The 17,569-nt window shown below is 54.0% G+C and carries 16 protein-coding genes; 6 read left to right on the top strand and 10 right to left on the bottom strand.

What is annotated here, in order from left to right; translation table 11 throughout:
* Positions 1–26: 26 nt before the first annotated feature.
* The 5 genes from mnmE (at position 27) to V6E55_RS14820 (ending at position 5,090) form a co-directional block, all read left to right on the top strand.
* On the top strand, positions 27–1,391 hold the full coding sequence (gene mnmE / locus V6E55_RS14840; protein ID WP_316943197.1) for a tRNA uridine-5-carboxymethylaminomethyl(34) synthesis GTPase MnmE: 1,365 nt from the start codon (positions 27–29) through the stop codon (positions 1,389–1,391).
* Positions 1,392–1,502: 111 nt separating this feature from the next.
* A complete protein-coding gene (locus V6E55_RS14835) occupies positions 1,503–2,678 on the top strand; it encodes an MFS transporter (RefSeq protein WP_316943196.1) in 1,176 nt (391 codons plus the stop codon).
* A complete protein-coding gene (yidZ, locus tag V6E55_RS14830) occupies positions 2,647–3,618 on the top strand; it encodes an HTH-type transcriptional regulator YidZ (protein ID WP_028017775.1) in 972 nt (323 codons plus the stop codon). Before V6E55_RS14835 ends, yidZ begins: the two co-directional genes overlap by 32 nt.
* A 122-nt stretch (positions 3,619–3,740) precedes the next feature.
* A complete protein-coding gene (locus V6E55_RS14825; RefSeq protein WP_114979041.1) occupies positions 3,741–4,487 on the top strand; it encodes a 4'-phosphopantetheinyl transferase family protein in 747 nt (248 codons plus the stop codon).
* A 36-nt stretch (positions 4,488–4,523) separates the two neighbouring features.
* Positions 4,524–5,090, top strand: a complete 567-nt coding sequence (locus V6E55_RS14820) for an NADPH-dependent FMN reductase (RefSeq protein WP_114979042.1) — start codon at positions 4,524–4,526, stop codon at positions 5,088–5,090.
* 61 nt (positions 5,091–5,151) lie between these two features.
* Here the strand turns inward: V6E55_RS14820 and adeP are convergent, their stop codons facing one another.
* Entirely contained in the window at positions 5,152–6,489 is a 1,338-nt protein-coding gene (gene adeP, locus V6E55_RS14815; protein WP_028017772.1) for an adenine permease AdeP, read from the bottom strand.
* A 166-nt stretch (positions 6,490–6,655) separates the two neighbouring features.
* Here adeP and yieH point away from each other — a divergent pair, with 166 nt between their 5' ends.
* Complete coding sequence (gene yieH, locus V6E55_RS14810) at positions 6,656–7,321, top strand: 6-phosphogluconate phosphatase (protein ID WP_129994685.1); 666 nt, start codon at positions 6,656–6,658, stop codon at positions 7,319–7,321.
* Between the two features lie 44 nt (positions 7,322–7,365).
* On the opposite strand, the gene phoU is transcribed toward yieH, so the two are convergent.
* From phoU to atpD, 9 genes are all read right to left on the bottom strand, one after another.
* A complete protein-coding gene (phoU, locus tag V6E55_RS14805; protein WP_008500182.1) occupies positions 7,366–8,091 on the bottom strand; it encodes a phosphate signaling complex protein PhoU in 726 nt (241 codons plus the stop codon).
* Between the two features lie 13 nt (positions 8,092–8,104).
* Entirely contained in the window at positions 8,105–8,878 is a 774-nt protein-coding gene (gene pstB / locus V6E55_RS14800; RefSeq protein ID WP_049007093.1) for a phosphate ABC transporter ATP-binding protein PstB, read from the bottom strand.
* A gap of 47 nt (positions 8,879–8,925) precedes the next feature.
* Entirely contained in the window at positions 8,926–9,816 is an 891-nt protein-coding gene (pstA, locus tag V6E55_RS14795) for a phosphate ABC transporter permease PstA (RefSeq protein ID WP_028017769.1), read from the bottom strand.
* Complete coding sequence (pstC, locus tag V6E55_RS14790) at positions 9,816–10,775, bottom strand: phosphate ABC transporter permease PstC (protein WP_028017768.1); 960 nt, start codon at positions 10,773–10,775, stop codon at positions 9,816–9,818. Before pstC ends, pstA begins: the two co-directional genes overlap by 1 nt.
* A gap of 81 nt (positions 10,776–10,856) precedes the next feature.
* Positions 10,857–11,897 (bottom strand): phosphate ABC transporter substrate-binding protein PstS, encoded by a 1,041-nt coding sequence (gene pstS / locus V6E55_RS14785; RefSeq protein WP_028017767.1) that lies wholly within the window; start codon positions 11,895–11,897, stop codon positions 10,857–10,859.
* 321 nt (positions 11,898–12,218) lie between these two features.
* Positions 12,219–14,048, bottom strand: a complete 1,830-nt coding sequence (gene glmS, locus V6E55_RS14780) for a glutamine--fructose-6-phosphate transaminase (isomerizing) (protein WP_048990817.1) — start codon at positions 14,046–14,048, stop codon at positions 12,219–12,221.
* Between the two features lie 178 nt (positions 14,049–14,226).
* Positions 14,227–15,597: a bifunctional UDP-N-acetylglucosamine diphosphorylase/glucosamine-1-phosphate N-acetyltransferase GlmU gene (glmU, locus tag V6E55_RS14775; RefSeq protein WP_316943194.1), complete on the bottom strand. Its 1,371-nt coding sequence runs from the start codon at positions 15,595–15,597 to the stop codon at positions 14,227–14,229.
* Between the two features lie 138 nt (positions 15,598–15,735).
* Positions 15,736–16,155 (bottom strand): F0F1 ATP synthase subunit epsilon, encoded by a 420-nt coding sequence (locus V6E55_RS14770; protein WP_006177560.1) that lies wholly within the window; start codon positions 16,153–16,155, stop codon positions 15,736–15,738.
* Positions 16,156–16,175: 20 nt separating this feature from the next.
* Positions 16,176–17,558 carry a F0F1 ATP synthase subunit beta gene (gene atpD / locus V6E55_RS14765; RefSeq protein ID WP_003862362.1) on the bottom strand — a complete coding sequence of 461 codons (1,383 nt, stop codon included), beginning with the start codon at positions 17,556–17,558 and terminating at the stop codon, positions 16,176–16,178.
* Positions 17,559–17,569 lie beyond the last annotated feature (11 nt).

Below are 17,569 nucleotides of genomic sequence, written 5' to 3'. Positions count from 1 at the left end.
TTTATTTGTATTGAACGAGACCAACCATGAGCCATAACGACACTATCGTCGCCCAGGCAACCCCACCGGGACGCGGTGGTGTAGGCATTCTGCGTATCTCCGGCCTGAAGGCGCGCGAGGTCGCCGAAGCGGTACTGGGTAAACTGCCAAAGCCACGCTACGCTGATTACCTGCCGTTTAAAGATACTGACGGCACCCCGCTGGACCAGGGCATTGCGCTGTGGTTCCCGGGCCCAAACTCCTTTACCGGTGAAGATGTGCTGGAGCTGCAGGGCCATGGCGGCCCGGTTATCCTCGACCTGCTATTAAAACGCATTCTGACCTTGCCAGGCCTGCGCATTGCGAAGCCAGGTGAGTTCTCGGAACGTGCTTTCCTGAACGATAAGCTCGACCTGGCGCAAGCCGAGGCGATTGCTGACCTGATCGACGCCAGTTCTGAACAGGCGGCCCGCTCCGCCCTGAACTCGTTGCAGGGGGCATTCTCCGCGCGCGTGAATCATCTTGTGGAAGCACTTACTCACCTCAGGATCTACGTGGAAGCGGCTATCGATTTCCCGGATGAGGAGATCGACTTCCTCTCTGACGGTAAAATTGAAGCCCAGCTCAACCAGGTGATGAACGATCTCGACGCGGTGCGTGCCGAAGCACGTCAGGGCAGCCTGCTGCGAGAAGGGATGAAGGTGGTGATCGCCGGTCGTCCTAACGCCGGGAAATCGAGCCTTTTGAACGCCCTGGCGGGCCGTGAAGCGGCGATCGTGACCGACATTGCCGGCACCACCCGCGACGTACTGCGCGAGCATATTCATATCGACGGGATGCCGCTGCACATCATCGACACTGCCGGTCTGCGCGATGCCAGCGACGAAGTTGAGCGTATCGGTATCGAACGCGCCTGGCAGGAGATCGAGCAAGCGGACCGCGTGCTGTTTATGGTGGACGGCACCACGACCGACGCTGTGGACCCGGCAGAGATCTGGCCAGACTTTATCGCCCGTTTGCCAGCCAAACTGCCTATCACCGTGGTGCGTAACAAAGCGGACGTCACCGGCGAAACGCTGGGCATCAGCGATGTGAATGGTCACTCACTAATCCGTCTGTCGGCGCGTACCAGTGAAGGCGTTGACGACCTGCGTAACCATCTCAAGCAGAGCATGGGCTTTGACACCAGCATGGAAGGTGGCTTCCTGGCGCGTCGTCGTCACCTGCAGGCGCTGGAAGAGGCAGCACGCCATCTTGACCAGGGCAAAGCGCAGCTGATCGGTGCGTGGGCGGGTGAACTGCTGGCGGAAGAGCTGCGTCTGGCGCAGCAGAATCTGAGCGAGATCACCGGGGAGTTTACGTCGGACGATCTGCTGGGAAGGATCTTCTCAAGCTTCTGTATTGGCAAATAATTTCCGCTAACCAATGGTGTTTTCCTGTCAGGAAATCACCATTGTCCAAATGGCAACTCGCTTAATCCCTTTTCACCCCCTATTCTGCTTGCCTGCATTTATGGGGGGTTTATGGCTCGTTTTCTGTTTTGTAGTTTTGCGCTGGTTCTGCTTTATCCGTCTGGCATTGATATGTATCTGGTGGGATTACCGCACATCGCCCGCGATCTGGGTGCCAGTGAAGCTCAGCTGCACATCGCGTTTTCGGCCTACCTCGCGGGAATGGCGTCGTCGATGTTGTTTGCCGGGAAGGTCGCAGATAAGGCAGGTCGTCAGCCCGTCGCCATAACGGGTGCCATCATCTTTGCCCTGGCCTCTCTTCTCTGCTCACAGGCGCAGAACAGTACCTTGTTCCTGGCTGGACGGTTTATCCAGGGCATTGGAGCCGGTGGCTGTTATGTCGTTGCCTTTGCGATTTTGCGCGATACCTTAAGTGCCCAGCGTCGCGCCAAAGTGCTTTCGATGCTGAACGGTATTACCTGTATCATCCCGGTGCTGGCCCCGGTCGTGGGATATCTGATCATGCTGAAATTCCCGTGGCAGAGCCTGTTCTGGACCATGGCGGCCATGGGCGCGCTGGTATTTATCCTGTCCATCGCTGTGCTGAAAGAGACCCACCCTGGCTCGCAGAATACCGGTCATACCCCAACGATTCATCCAGCCGAGAAGCTGCTTAATCGCTTTTTCCTCAGTCGTCTGGCCGTAACCACATTAAGCGTGGCGGTGATCCTGACCTATGTAAACGTTTCCCCGGTTTTACTGATGGAGACCATGGGCTTTGATCGGGGTGAGTATTCAACGGTGATGGCATTAACCGCGATGGTCAGTATGGCCGTCTCGTTCTCCACCCCCTTTGCGCTAAATGTTTTCAGCCAGCGCACGTTGATGCTGACCTCACAGGTGTTATTTCTCGCAGCAGGCGTGATCCTGGCGACCACCAGCTCACATGTGGTGATGCTGGTAGGCATTACCCTCATTTGCGCCGGGTTCTCGGTTGGCTTTGGCGTGGCGATGAGCCAGGCGCTCGGCCCGTTCTCACTTCGGGCAGGTGTGGCAAGCTCCGTGCTGGGTATTGCTCAGGTTTGTGGCTCTTCCCTGTGGATTTGGCTGGCAGCGGTAATCGGACTTAACGCGCTCAATATGCTGATCGGGATTCTGATTGGCTGTAGCATGGTCTGTATTACCTTACTTATGGTCATCCAGCCCGCGGCAAATTATGAAGAAGCCCATCAGCAGTCTCGATCTTAACCTGTTGCTGTGCCTGCAGCTTTTGCTGCAGGAGCGTAGCGTCACCAAAGCGGCGAAGCGAATGAACGTGACGCCGTCCGCGGTGAGTAAATCACTGGCCAAGCTGCGCGACTGGTTCGACGACCCGCTGTTTGTCAAAACACCGTTAGGGTTACTGCCGACTCCACTGACGGTAAGCCTAGAGCAGGATCTGGCTGACTGGATGCAAATCGGCAACCAGATCCTCGATAAATTCCACCATGACGCGCCAGGCGGGCTGACGTTCGTGCTGGCCGCCGAAACGCCGTTGATGCTGATCCGCTTTAACGCCCTGCTGGAGCAGGTGAACCAGCGCTATCCGCAGGCTACGGTGAAGATGCGTCACTGGGATTACGACTCTCTGGACGCCATTACGCGTGGGGAAGTGGATCTTGGCTTCACCGGTCGTGAAACTCATCCACGTTCCCGCGAACTGCTGAAGTTGTTGCCGTGGTTTATCGACTACGAAATCCTGTTTAGTGACCGTCCGTGTGTTTATCTGCGCGAGGATCACCCGGCACTGCAGGAAGAGTGGAACCTGGAGACCTTCCTGCGCTATCCACATATCAGTATCTTCTGGGAACGTAGCGACACCTGGGCGCTTGATGAGGTGCTAAAGGAGATGGGACGTGAGCGCAATATCGCCATGTGCCTGCCGGGTTTCGAACAGGCGATGTTTATGGCGGCGCAGCCCGGCCATAATTATATCGCTACGGCTCCCCACTACTGCCACCACTACAATGAACTCCACCAGCGGAAGCTGATCGCGCTTCCTATTCCCATTGACGAAGCGCAAGCTGAAAAACTGACCGTCCCCTTCACGCTGATTTGGCATAAACGGAACAGCCATAATCCGAAAATTCTCTGGTTGAGAGAGACTATCAAGGCGTTGTACGGTGGCAGCGATCCAATTTTTACCTAAGAAAATGTAAAGTTCGGTCCTCAGGCTTCTCTTACTCCCATTTACTGATTAAAACAGGAGTGAAGTTAAGCGATAATCATGTAACCGTTTAACCGATTACGACCATTATCAAGGAGCGAAAAATGGCAACGCACTTTGCAAGAGGGATACTTACAGAAGGACGCCTCGTATCGGCCAGAATTTCTTCAGCCTGTCACAATGAAGCACGCAAACTACCGGAACACCGCAGGACGCGTTTTTTAGCGTCCAGAGCGCTTCTCGCAGAGCTGTTGTTTATGTTGTACGGCACCAGTGAACTGCCGGATATCATCATCCAACCTGAAGGCCGTCCGGTTTTTGCTAACCCGGATCTCCCCCGTTTTTCCATTGCCTATACGGGCAATATCATTGGGGTAGCACTCACCACCGAAGGGGATTGTGGGCTGGATATGGAACTACAGCGCGCAACCCGGGGCATTCACGGCGCGAACCCACACGATGATTACCCACTCTCCAGCAATGAAAAGCTGTGGGTGCGTAACCAGAACGATCCCATCGAGGCCAGAGCCCAGCTCATCACCCTGCGCCAGAGCATTCGAAAGCTCTGTGGATGCGCCTCAGACGACGCCAGTATGCTGCAGCTGCTGCCAGGTTCCGGACGACTTCGTGCCACCCAAGCCACGCTGGTAGAAGCGCTCAGTGACGCAGAGGATGTCCTAATTTGGTCCATTGCGGTTACCCCCGCTATCGAACGCATGAAAATCTGGGAATTTGACAGTCAACAGGGATGGCGTAGCCTTCCTGATGTGCCCGAGCGCGCCAACGAGCCCGCCGCACGCCTGATGCGTTTAACCAGTTTACCGGCAGAAAAAGCATACACCCTTAGCTGATCCATTCAGGGTCATCATGATGAAACAGGAGTAATCATGTCTGATACGTTGAAAGTAGTTACGTTACTGGGAAGCCTGCGCAAAGGTTCATTTAACGGGATGGTTGCCCGCACGTTGCCACAGCTGGCACCGGCAGGTATGGAGATTAGTGCCCTGCCATCTATTGGTGACATTCCGCTCTATGATGCAGATGTCCAGCAGGAAGAAGGATTCCCACACAGCGTTGAGGCACTGGCGGCGCAAATCCGTCAGGCCGATGGTGTGGTTATTGTCACACCAGAGTATAACTACTCCGTTCCTGGCGGTCTGAAAAATGCCATTGACTGGTTATCCCGCATCCCTGAGCAGCCTCTTTCAGGTAAACCCGTGCTGATCCAGACCAGTTCTATGGGTGCCATTGGCGGTGCGCGCTGCCAGTATCACCTGCGCCAGATTCTGGTGTTCCTGGATGCGATGGTAATGAACAAGCCGGAGTTTATGGGCGGTGTGATTCAGAACAAGGTCGACCCGCAGACGGGTGAGGTGGTGGATCAAAGCACGCGTGACCATCTGTCTGGCCAGCTGACTGCGTTTGGCGATTATATTAAGCGGGTGAAGGCGTAAGCTTATTGCGGCCTGATGCCCTCACCCTGGCCCTCTCCCACGGGAGAGGGTGCAAACATGTTTATTTCGCGTCAATAAACACAATCTTCAGCACAAACAGCAGCGCGACAACGATGACGCACGGGCTGAGATCACGGAAGCGACCGGTACCAATTTTCATTACGCAGTAAGAGATAAAGCCCAGCGCGATACCTTCGGTAATCGAGAAGCTGAACGGCATCATCACGGCGGTAATAAACGCCGGCACCGCTTCGGTTAAATCATCCCACTTCACGCGTGACAGGCTGGAGGTCATCAGCACACCTACGTAGATCAGCGCACCGGCTGCTGCATACGGAGGAACCATTCCCGCCAGCGGCGAAAGGAAGATCACCAGCAGGAACAGGATACCTACCACGACCGCCGTCAGACCAGTACGGCCGCCCACTGAAACACCGGAAGAGGATTCAATATAAGCAGTAACAGAAGAGGTACCGATAAAGGAGCCAGCAACAGACGAGATGCTGTCAACAAACAGTGCCTGCTTCATGCGCGGGAATTTGCCTTTCTCATCGGCCAGACCTGCTTTGTCGGTCACGCCAATCAGGGTGCCGGAGGAGTCGAACAGGTTTACCAGCATAAAGGAGAAAATCACGCCCGCCAGGCCCAGGTTCAGGGAACCAGCCAGATCAACGTGACCAATAACGGTGGAAACACTCGGTGGCGCAGAAACGATACCGTTGTAGTGAACGTCACCCAGCAGCCAGCCCAGCAGCGTGGTCACCACGATGGATACCAGCACCGCCGCATGAATATTGCGGGAAGCCAGGATCGCGATAATGAAAAAGCCCAACACGCCCAGCAGCACGTTGTGAGAGGTCAGGTGACCGATGCTCACCAGCGTATCCGGGTTAGCCACAATAACGCCGGCGTTTTTCAGCCCCATCATACCGATGAACAGACCGATACCACTGGTAATGCCCACGCGCAGGCTCACAGGAATGTTGGCAATCATCCAGTAACGTACGCGGAAAATAGTCAGCAACAGCAGACCAATAGCGCCCCAGAAGATAGCGCCCATGCCAACTTGCCACGGCAGGCCCATCGCCTGAACGACCACGAACGCAAAGAATGCGTTCAGACCCATCGCCGGTGCCAGTGCAACCGGCAGGTTAGCGAACACGCCCATCAGGATGCTGCCAAGAGCCGCGATCAGACAGGTAGTCACGAAGACGGCGCTGGTATCCATGCCAGCAACGCCCAGAATTTGTGGGTTAACAAAAACGATATAGACCATCGTCAGGAAGGTGGTGAAACCGGCGATCACTTCGGTGCGTGCCGTTGTGCCGTGCTCGCGCAGTTTAAACACGCGCTCAAGCAGACCCTGACCAGATGCCTGGGTAGTGTGTTGTTGACTCATCATCAATTTCCGAACAAGGAGGGAAAATTCGTCGCTATCCTATACCAAAATGCGACAATAAGGGCGGTTGTAGGGTACTTTTTTTCATTGAATTTGCTTATACGGCAACGATTGCGTGTCGTAAAACCACACCACGTAAACGTTAAACTTGTTAAAAGGGAAAGACATGTCCGGAATTGAGGCGGTATTTTTCGACTGCGACGGTACGCTTGTCGACAGTGAGGTCATTTGTTCCCGTGCGTATGTCGCCATGTTCCAGGAATTTGGTATTACGCTCGATCTCGAAGAGGTGTTCAAACGCTTTAAGGGCGTGAAACTGTACGAGATCATCGACATCATTAACGACGAGCACGGTGTGGATCTGCCGAAAGGAGATCTCGAGCCGGTTTACCGCGCTGAGGTTGCACGCCTGTTCGATTCCGAGCTGGAGGTCATCGCCGGGGCGAATGCGCTTCTGGATGCGATGACGGTGCCAATCTGCGTGGTATCCAATGGTCCGGTCAGCAAAATGCAGCACTCACTGGGGAAACTGGAAATGTTGCATCATTTCCCGGAAAAACTGTTCAGCGGCTACGATATTCAACGCTGGAAGCCCGATCCGGCGCTGATGTTCCATGCGGCAAACGCGATGAACGTTAATGTAGAAAATTGCATTCTGGTGGATGACTCGTCGGCGGGCGCGCAGTCAGGAATTGATGCGGGAATGGAAGTGTTTTACTTCTGCGCCGATCCGCACAACAAACCGATCGATCATCCAAAAGTGACGACCTTTACCGATCTGGCGCAGTTGCCAGCATTGTGGAAGGCGCGCGGGTGGGATATTACGCGTTAAGTTAACGTAGGGCGGGTAAGCGCTAGCGCCACCCGCCACAAACATCACTCTTTCGGATCTTTACCCGCCAGCAGCTTGTCCAGCTCGTCGCCGCCCACGTGACGGAAGTCCTGACCTTTCACGAAGTAGAAAATGTATTCGCAAATGTTCTGGCAGCGGTCACCGATACGCTCAATGGAGCGCGCGCAGAACAGGGCAGTCAGTACGCTTGGGATCGTACGTGAATCTTCCATCATGTAGGTCATCAACTGACGCACGATGCCTTCGTATTCCTGGTCGACTTTCTTGTCTTCACGGTAAATACGTACCGCTTCGTCCAGATCCATACGCGCAAAGGCATCCAGCACGTCATGCAGCATCTGCACGGTGTGGCGACCCAGCGACTCCAGGCTCACCAGCAGTGGCTGGTGCTGCTGAGAGAACTTCTCCAGCGCGGTGCGGCAGATTTTATCCGCAACGTCACCAATACGTTCCAGCTCGGCGATGGTTTTGATAATCGCCATCACCAGGCGCAGGTCACTCGCTGTTGGCTGACGCTTGGCGATGATACGAACGCAGGCCTCGTCGATAGCGACTTCCATCATGTTGACGTTTTTGTCACCTTCAATGACGCGCTTCGCCAGCTCGCTGTCCTGGTTGTGCATTGCCGTGATCGCATCGGAAAGCTGCTGCTCAACCATGCCACCCATGGTCATGACCTGCGTGCGAATGCTTTCCAGCTCTGCGTTGAACTGGCCTGAAATGTGTTTATTAAGATTAAGGTTGTCCATGGTTCACTCCAAATCAACCGTAGCGGCCAGTAATATAATCTTCAGTTTGCTTTTTAGCGGGTCTGGTGAACAGCGCATCCGTATCGCTGAACTCAATCAACTCGCCCAGGTACATAAACGCCGTGTAATCGGAACAACGCGCAGCCTGCTGCATGTTGTGGGTCACGATAACCACGGTGTAATCCTGCTTCAGCTCGGTGATCAACTCTTCAATACGACCGGTTGAGATTGGGTCCAGCGCAGAACACGGCTCATCCAACAGCAACACTTCCGGGCGAATGGCGATACCACGCGCAATGCACAGACGCTGCTGCTGACCACCGGAAAGAGAGTACCCGCTCTGGTGCAACTTATCTTTGGTTTCGTTCCATAATGCGGCCTTGGTCAAAGCCCATTGCACACGCTCGTCCATATCGGCACGTGAGAGCTTTTCAAACAGACGGACACCAAACGCAATATTGTCATAAATGGACATCGGGAACGGCGTGGGTTTCTGGAACACCATCCCCACTTTTGCGCGCAGCAGGGCAATATCCTGAGCCTGGGTCAGAATGTTTTCGCCGTCCAGGATAATTTCACCTTCAGCGCGCTGCTCCGGATAGAGCGAATACATTTTATTAAAGGTACGCAGCAGCGTGGATTTACCACAGCCAGACGGACCGATGAATGCCGTAACCTGGTTCTTCGCAATATCCAGGTTGATATTCTTCAGGGCATGGAATTTGCCGTAGTAGAAGTTCAAATCACGAACCTGAATCTTACCCGGGGCAGTATCAACCATACTCATTGACTCATTTCCTCATTCGGCGCCGCGAGCTGCCGCGCCGTAAAAAATTAACCGTGTTTCTTCTTCGCGAAAATGACGCGCGCCAGAATGTTCAGCAACAGTACGCAAAGGGTAATGATCAGCACCCCGGCCCAGGCCAGTTGCTGCCATTCCGCGAATGGGCTCATCGCAAATTTAAAGATCGTCACCGGCAGGTTAGCGATCGGCTGCATCATGTCCGTGCTCCAGAACTGGTTGGAGAGGGAGGTAAACAGCAGCGGAGCCGTTTCACCCGCGATACGCGCAACCGCCAGCAAAATACCGGTCATGATCCCGGAGACTGACGCTTTCAGCGTAATCGCAGAGATCATTTTCCATTTCGGCGTTCCCAGTGCATAAGCCGCTTCACGCAGGCTGTCCGGCACCAGTTTCAGCATGTTCTCGGTAGTACGAATGACGATAGGTACCTGCAACAGCGCCAGCGCAATCACACCCGCCCAGCCGGAGAAGTGTTCCATCTGCGCCACCACGACGGTGTAAACAAACAGACCCACCACGATAGACGGGGCTGAAAGCAGGATGTCATTGATGAAACGAATGACTTCCGCCAGCCAGGATTTACGTCCGTACTCCGCAAGATAGATGCCTGCCATTATACCCAGCGGCGTACCAAATACTGTTGCCCACAGGATCAGCAATCCGCTACCTGCCAGGGCATTCGCCAGACCACCACCCGCCGTATTTGGCGGTGGCGTCATTTCGGTAAACAGCGCCAGCGACATCCCGTCAATCCCGCGCACGACCGTCGAGAAGAGGATCCAGACCAGCCAGAACAGGCCAAATGCCATGGTTCCCATTGAGAGTGTCAGCGCGATACGGTTTTTAAAACGGCGTCGGGCCTGCATTTTGCGGCGGGATTCCGCCAGTTCAGCGGTAGCTTGCATTTCGAGAGTTGCCATTAGCGTGCCCCCTCATTTTTAGCGAGGCGCATAATCATCAGCTTGGAGATCGCCAGAACAATAAAGGTGATCACGAACAGAATCAGACCCAACTCCATCAACGCCGCGACGTGCAGACCGGATTCCGCCTCAGCAAATTCATTCGCCAGTGCAGAGGTAATACTGTTACCCGGCATGAAGAGCGATGCGCTGTCGAGCTGGTAGGTGTTACCGATGATAAAGGTCACCGCCATGGTTTCACCCAGCGCACGTCCCAGACCCAGCATCACGCCACCAATCACCCCATTTTTGGTGAACGGAAGGACAATGCGCCAGATAACTTCCCAGGTGGTACAGCCGATACCGTAGGCCGACTCTTTCATCATCACCGGCGTTTGTTCGAAGACATCGCGCATGACCGCCGCAATGTACGGAATAATCATAATGGCGAGGATCACACCTGCAGCCAGAATACCGATACCGAAAGCCGGGCCAGAGAACAAGGCACCCACAAACGGGATGGCAGAAAGTACATTACCCACGGGTTCCTGGAAGTACGTTGCGAACAGCGGCGCAAAGATAAACAGGCCCCACATGCCGTAAACGATACTCGGAATGGCCGCCAACAGTTCGATGGCAATACCCAGTGGGCGACGCAGCCAGCCCGGTGCCAGTTCCGTCAGAAACAGGGCAATACCAAAACTGACGGGAACCGCGATCAGCAGGGCGATGAACGAGGTCACCAGCGTGCCGTAAATCGGCACCAGCGCACCGTATATATCGTTCGGCGCGTCCCACTCTTTGGTCCACAGGAAGGAGAAACCGAATTTCTGGATGCTCGGCCAGGAGGAGAAAATCAGAGACACGATAATGCCGCCCAGCAGCAATAGCACAATCAGCGCAGCCAGTTTTACCAGCGCGCTGAAAATCATGTCACCTTTTTTACCCGGAGGGTTAAATGCAGGCTTGGTTGCAGCCATAAATCACTCTTCTGTTAAACGCGTTTACGAAATCGGCGGGTAAGCGCAAGCGCCACCCGCCATTTTCGTCAGAATGCTAAATTAATACAATGCTTTACCGCTGCTGTCTTTTACGTTGGTTTTCCATGCAGCACGAATCTGCTCAACCACGTTTTCTGGCAGGGTAGCGTAATCCAGGGCATTAGCCTGTTTGCCGCCGTTTTTGTACGCCCAGTCGAAGAACTTCAGCACTTCGGCGCCCTGCTCAGGTTTCTTCTGCTCTTTGTGAACCAGGATGAAGGTGGTAGAGGTGATTGGCCATGCACCTTCGCCTTTCTGGTTAGTCAGGTCCTGAGCGAAAGATTTGCTCCAGTCAGCGCCTTTTGCAGCGTTGGCAAAGTTCTCTTCGGTCGGGCTGACAGGTTTGCCATCAGCAGAAACCAGTTTGGTGTAGGACAGGTTGTTCTGTTTAGCGTAGGCGTATTCTACGTAACCGATAGAGCCTGGCAGACGCTGTACGAACGCGGCGATGCCATCGTTGCCTTTACCACCCAGACCGGTTGGCCAGTTAACGGTAGAGCCAGAACCGACTTTAGATTTCCACTCTTCGTTCACTTTCGCCAGATAGCTGGTGAACACGAAAGAGGTACCAGAACCATCAGCGCGGCGAACCACAGCGATGTTCTGAGAAGGCAGTTTCAGGCCTGGGTTGAGTTTGGCAATCGCCTCGTCATCCCATTTTTTGATTTTACCCAGGTAGATGTCACCCAGGGTTTTGCCGTCCAGCACCAGTTCACCAGACTTCACGCCCGGCAAGTTGATGGCCAGAACCACACCGCCGATCACGGTCGGGAACTGGAACAGACCTTCCTGTGCCAGTTTGTCATCAGACAACGGAGCGTCTGATGCACCGAAATCAACGGTATTAGCGGTAATTTGTTTAACGCCACCGGAGGAGCCGATACCCTGATAGTTAACCTTGTTACCGGTTTCTTTCTGGTAGGTATCCGCCCATTTGGCATACACCGGCGCAGGGAAGGTTGCACCAGCGCCAGTCAGGCTTGCTTCTGCAAATACAGAGAACGCGCTCAGAGATAAGGTCGCGGCGACAACAGTTGCGACAGTGGTACGCATAACTTTCATAATGTCTCCTGCAAGATTTTCGTAAATCGTTGTTTAGTGGCTACGATGAGCAAAATAGGACAAACAGGTGACAGATAAATGTACGAATTATGACAGTTTTATGACAATGAAAATTTCACTTAAAAACCAGCAAAAGAAAGCTTAATTTTCATCGTGTTAGCCACTTTTATGACAAGACGTTTTCAGAAATATTTTCTTTATGTGACACTGAAAAAAGTAGCTGAAGATGACAGATTGTCATAAATAAAAACGCAAAAGAGTTGATTAAAAACAAACCAGGCGGGATAGAAAAGCTCCACCCGAAGGTGGAGCCTGAAGGGATTATTCTACGGTGACAGACTTCGCCAGGTTACGCGGCTGGTCAACGTCGGTGCCTTTGATCAGCGCAACGTGATAAGCCAGCAACTGCAGCGGAACGGTGTAGAAGATCGGTGCAATCACCTCTTCCACATGCGGCATCTCGATGATGTGCATGTTGTCATTGCTGACAAAACCGGCATCTTTGTCGGCGAAGACGTACAGAACACCACCGCGGGCGCGCACTTCTTCAATGTTAGATTTCAGTTTTTCCAGCAGTTCGTTGTTAGGTGCCACAACGATGACCGGCATATCGGCGTCAATCAGCGCCAGTGGGCCGTGTTTCAGCTCGCCTGCCGCATAGGCTTCTGCGTGAATGTAGGAGATCTCTTTCAGCTTCAGCGCGCCTTCCAGCGCGATTGGATACTGATCGCCACGGCCAAGGAACAGCGCGTGGTGTTTGTCAGAGAAATCTTCCGCCAGTGCTTCAATGCGTTTGTCCTGGGACAGCATCTGCTCAATACGGCTCGGCAGTGCCTGCAGGCCATGAACGATGTCATGCTCAACAGACGCATCTTCGCCTTTCAGACGTGCCAGTTTCGCCACCAGCATTAACAGAACGGTCAGCTGAGTGGTAAACGCTTTAGTGGAAGCCACGCCAATTTCGGTACCCGCTTTGGTCATCAGCGCCAGATCGGATTCACGCACCAGCGATGAGCCCGGGACGTTACAGATGGCCAGAGAGCCAAGGTAGCCCAACTCTTTAGACAGACGCAGCGCCGCCAGCGTATCCGCCGTTTCACCAGACTGGGAAAGGGTGATCATCAGGCTGTTACGACGTACAGCGGATTTGCGGTAGCGGAATTCAGACGCGATTTCCACATCACACGGCACGCCCGCCAGGGATTCAAACCAGTAACGAGAAACCATACCGGAGTTGTAGGAGGTACCGCAGGCCACGATCTGAATATGCTCAACCTTGCTGAGCAGTTCGTTCGCGTTTGCACCCAACTCGCTCAGATCCACCTCACCGTGGCTGATGCGCCCGGTAAGAGTGTTTTTGATGGCGTTTGGCTGCTCGTAAATCTCTTTCTGCATGTAGTGACGGTAAGCGCCTTTGTCGCCCGCGTCGTACTGCAGGTTAGATTCGATCTCCTGGCGTTTCACCTGCTCGCCTTTGGTATCGAATACGGTCACGCTGCGGCGAGTCACTTCCGCAATATCACCCTCTTCCAGGAAGATAAAGCGACGGGTAACTGGCAGGAGCGCAAGCTGGTCAGAGGCGATAAAGTTTTCACCCATGCCCAGACCGATAACCATCGGGCTACCGGAACGTGCGGCCAGCAACGTGGATGGATCGCGTGAGTCCATGATCACCGTGCCGTACGCACCGCGCAGCTGAGGGATAGCACGCAGTACTGCGTCACGCAGTGTACCGCCCTGCTCCAGCTCCCAGTGCACCAGGTGAGCAATCACTTCGGTGTCGGTTTCAGAGACGAAGGTATAGCCGCGCGCTTTCAGCTCTTCGCGCAGCGGTTCGTGGTTTTCGATAATGCCGTTGTGCACGACCACGATGTGTTCAGACACATGCGGGTGCGCGTTGCCTTCAGACGGTTCGCCGTGTGTCGCCCAGCGGGTGTGAGCAATACCGGTACCACCATGCAGCGGGTGTTCTTCCGCGGCCTGGGCCAGCATCTGCACTTTACCGAGACGACGCAGACGGGTCATATGACCTTCTGCATCGACCACGGCCAGACCAGCAGAGTCATAGCCACGGTATTCCAGACGACGTAAACCTTCGAGAAGGATTTCAGCAATATCACGCTGCGCAACTGCGCCAACAATTCCACACATAGTTTTAGATTCCGAATTTAGGCATAACGCCTGCGTTGTCGCTGACCTGTATTTGCCCTTTCCGGGCGCCCCGAGCCTTGTAGAGAGTGGGGTTATTTTTATGGGTACTGCTTGTGGGGGGAGGATTATGTTATCCCCTCACCCCGGCCCTCTCCCCAAAGGGGCGAGGGTAAATCCGTTACTTTTTCTTCACCGGGCGTTTCCAGCCCTGCTTGTGCACCTGTGGCACACGGCTTAATACCAGCTCGTTATCGGCGATATCGCGCGTAACGGTTGTCCCGGCGGCAATCGTTACCCCGTTGCCCACGGTAACCGGAGCCACCAGTTGTGTATCGGAACCGACAAACACATCATCACCGATAATGGTTTTAAACTTGTTGGCACCGTCATAGTTGCAGGTGATTGTGCCTGCACCAATATTGACGTTATCACCAATTTCCGCATCGCCCAGATAGGTCAAATGACCGGCTTTAGAGCCTTTACCCAGACGCGCTTTTTTCATCTCAACGAAGTTGCCCACGTGAGCCCCTTCCATCAACTCAGCGCCCGGGCGCAGACGCGCAAACGGCCCAATGGTGCATGCCGCTTCCAGATGCGCATCTTCCACCACGCTGTAAGGGCTGATTTCGCAATCGTCACCGATGACGCTGTTTTTGATCACGCAGCCAGCGCCAATTTTGACGCGATTGCCCAGAGTGACTTTGCCTTCAAAGATAACGTTAGTATCAATTTCAACGTCACGACCGTGAGATAGAGTGCCACGTAGATCGAAACGCGCCGGGTCACGCAGCATCACGCCTGCCAGCAGCAGTTTTTCGGCCTGTTTAGACTGATATACGCGCTCCAGACGGGAAAGCTGAAGGCGGTTATTCACCCCTTCGGTTTCGCTAATGCGTGCCGGATGTACCGCCGCAATCTCACGTCCTTCCTGATATGCCATCGCAATGATGTCGGTGATGTAGTATTCACCTTGCGCATTGTTGTTATTGAGCTTCGACAACCAGCGCTTCATATCCGCGCCATTGGCAATCAGGATACCGGTGTTGATCTCCTGAATCTGGCGTTGTTCGTCGCTGGCATCTTTGTGTTCAACAATCCCCGTTACGTTGCCGTTTTCACGGGTGATGCGGCCATAACCGGTTGGATCATCCAGCACGACGGTTAACAAACCGATGCCGCCCTGCGGTTTGGCTTCACGCAGGCGAGTTAGTGTTTCAACGGAGATCAGCGGAACATCGCCGTAGAGCATCAGAATGTCTTCGTCATCGGCAAAAAACGGGGCAGCCTGCTGCATTGCATGGCCAGTACCCAACTGTTCTGCCTGAAGCACCCAGTTGAGCTTATCATCGCTCAGCGTCTTTTTAAGCAGATCGCCGCCGTGGCCGTAGACCAGGTGAACCTGACGGGCACCCAGTTCATTTGCTGCATCAATGACATGCTGCACCATTGGCTTTCCTGCCAGCGTGTGAAGCACTTTAGGCAGATCGGAATACATGCGGGTACCTTTGCCAGCAGCAAGGATCACCACGCTCATCGCACTGTTTGACATACGCATCCTGACAGTAGTTTGAGTGAGAAGTAAAAACGTTTGGTGCTTAAAATTCTACATCTTTTTAATCATGAATTAAGGCCGAAAAAAAAAGCCAGCCTGGATCCCAGACTGGCTTTTGTGCTTTTCAAGCCGGTGTTACATCGCTTTTTTGGTCAACTCGATAACGCGCAGTTTCGCGATCGCTTTGGCCAGCTCCGCAGACGCCTGAGCGTAATCCACGTCACCATGAGAGCTGCTAATGTGCTCTTCAGCCTTACGCTTCGATTCCAGGGCTCGCGCTTCGTCGAGATCCTGGCCACGAATAGCGGTATCGGCCAGAACGGTCACACTGCCAGGCTGCACTTCAAGAATGCCGCCGGACAGATAGATAAACTCTTCGTGACCGAACTGTTTAACGATGCGGATCATACCAGGCTTAATGGCGGTGAGCAGCGGTGCGTGACCCGGGAAAATACCCAGCTCACCTTCACTACCCGTTACCTGGATTTTCTCGACCAGACCAGAGAACATTTGTTGCTCTGCACTGACGACGTCCAGGTGGTAAGTCATTGCCATATCACCCTCCGATTAAGGCGTTAAAGTTTTTTGGCTTTTTCCACTGCTTCTTCGATGGAACCAACCATGTAGAACGCCTGCTCTGGCAGGTGATCGTATTCGCCTTCCATGATGCCTTTAAAGCCACGGATGGTGTCTTTCAGGGAAACGTATTTACCTGGAGAACCGGTGAATACTTCCGCAACGAAGAATGGCTGGGACAGGAAGCGCTGGATCTTACGCGCACGTGCTACCACCAGTTTGTCTTCTTCAGACAATTCATCCATACCCAGGATGGCGATGATGTCTTTCAGTTCCTGGTAACGTTGCAGCAGGGACTGTACGCCACGCGCGGTGTCGTAGTGTTCCTGACCAACAACCAGTGGATCCAGCTGACGGCTGGTGGAGTCCAGCGGGTCAACGGCTGGGTAGATACCCAGAGACGCGATCTGACGGCTCAGTACCACGGTTGCATCAAGGTGCGCAAAGGTGGTTGCTGGTGATGGGTCAGTCAAGTCATCCGCAGGTACGTATACCGCCTGAACGGAGGTGATAGAACCGGTTTTGGTAGAGGTGATACGTTCCTGAAGAACACCCATCTCTTCCGCCAGAGTCGGCTGATAACCTACCGCTGAAGGCATACGACCCAGAAGTGCAGATACTTCTGTACCGGCCAGGGTGTAACGGTAGATGTTATCGACGAACAGCAGAACGTCACGGCCTTCGTCACGGAACTTCTCAGCCATAGTCAGACCAGTCAGCGCAACGCGCAGACGGTTTCCTGGTGGCTCGTTCATCTGGCCGTAAACCAGGGATACTTTGTCCAGAACGTTGGAGTCGGTCATTTCGTGGTAGAAGTCGTTACCCTCACGAGTACGTTCACCTACGCCCGCAAATACGGAGTAACCGGAGTGCTCGATCGCGATGTTACGGATCAGCTCCATCATGTTTACGGTTTTACCTACACCCGCACCACCGAACAGACCAACTTTACCGCCCTTCGCAAACGGACACATCAGGTCGATAACTTTGATGCCGGTTTCCAGCAGTTCCTGAGAGCTGGACAGCTCTTCGTAGGAAGGTGCCGCGCGGTGGATAGCCCAACGCTCTTCTTCACCGATGTCGCCTTTCATGTCGATTGGTTGACCCAATACGTTCATGATACGACCCAGAGTTGCTTTACCTACCGGGACTTCGATCGGGTGCTCAAGGTCTTTAACTTCCAGACCACGACGCAGACCGTCGGAAGAACCCATCGCGATGGTACGCACGATACCGCCGCCGAGCTGCTGCTGAACTTCCAGCACCAGGCTCTCGTTACCATTCTGTACCTCAAGCGCGTCGTACACGCGTGGTACGGCGTCCTGAGGGAACTCGACGTCCACCACGGCGCCGATTACCTGGACAATCTTTCCAGTAGCCATCTTGAATCCTC

The sequence above is a fragment of the Enterobacter sp. 342 genome (assembly GCF_036663495.1).
In the GTDB taxonomy this organism is placed as follows: Bacteria; Pseudomonadota; Gammaproteobacteria; order Enterobacterales; family Enterobacteriaceae; genus Enterobacter.
This window is presented reverse-complemented; position numbering and strand designations above follow the sequence as displayed.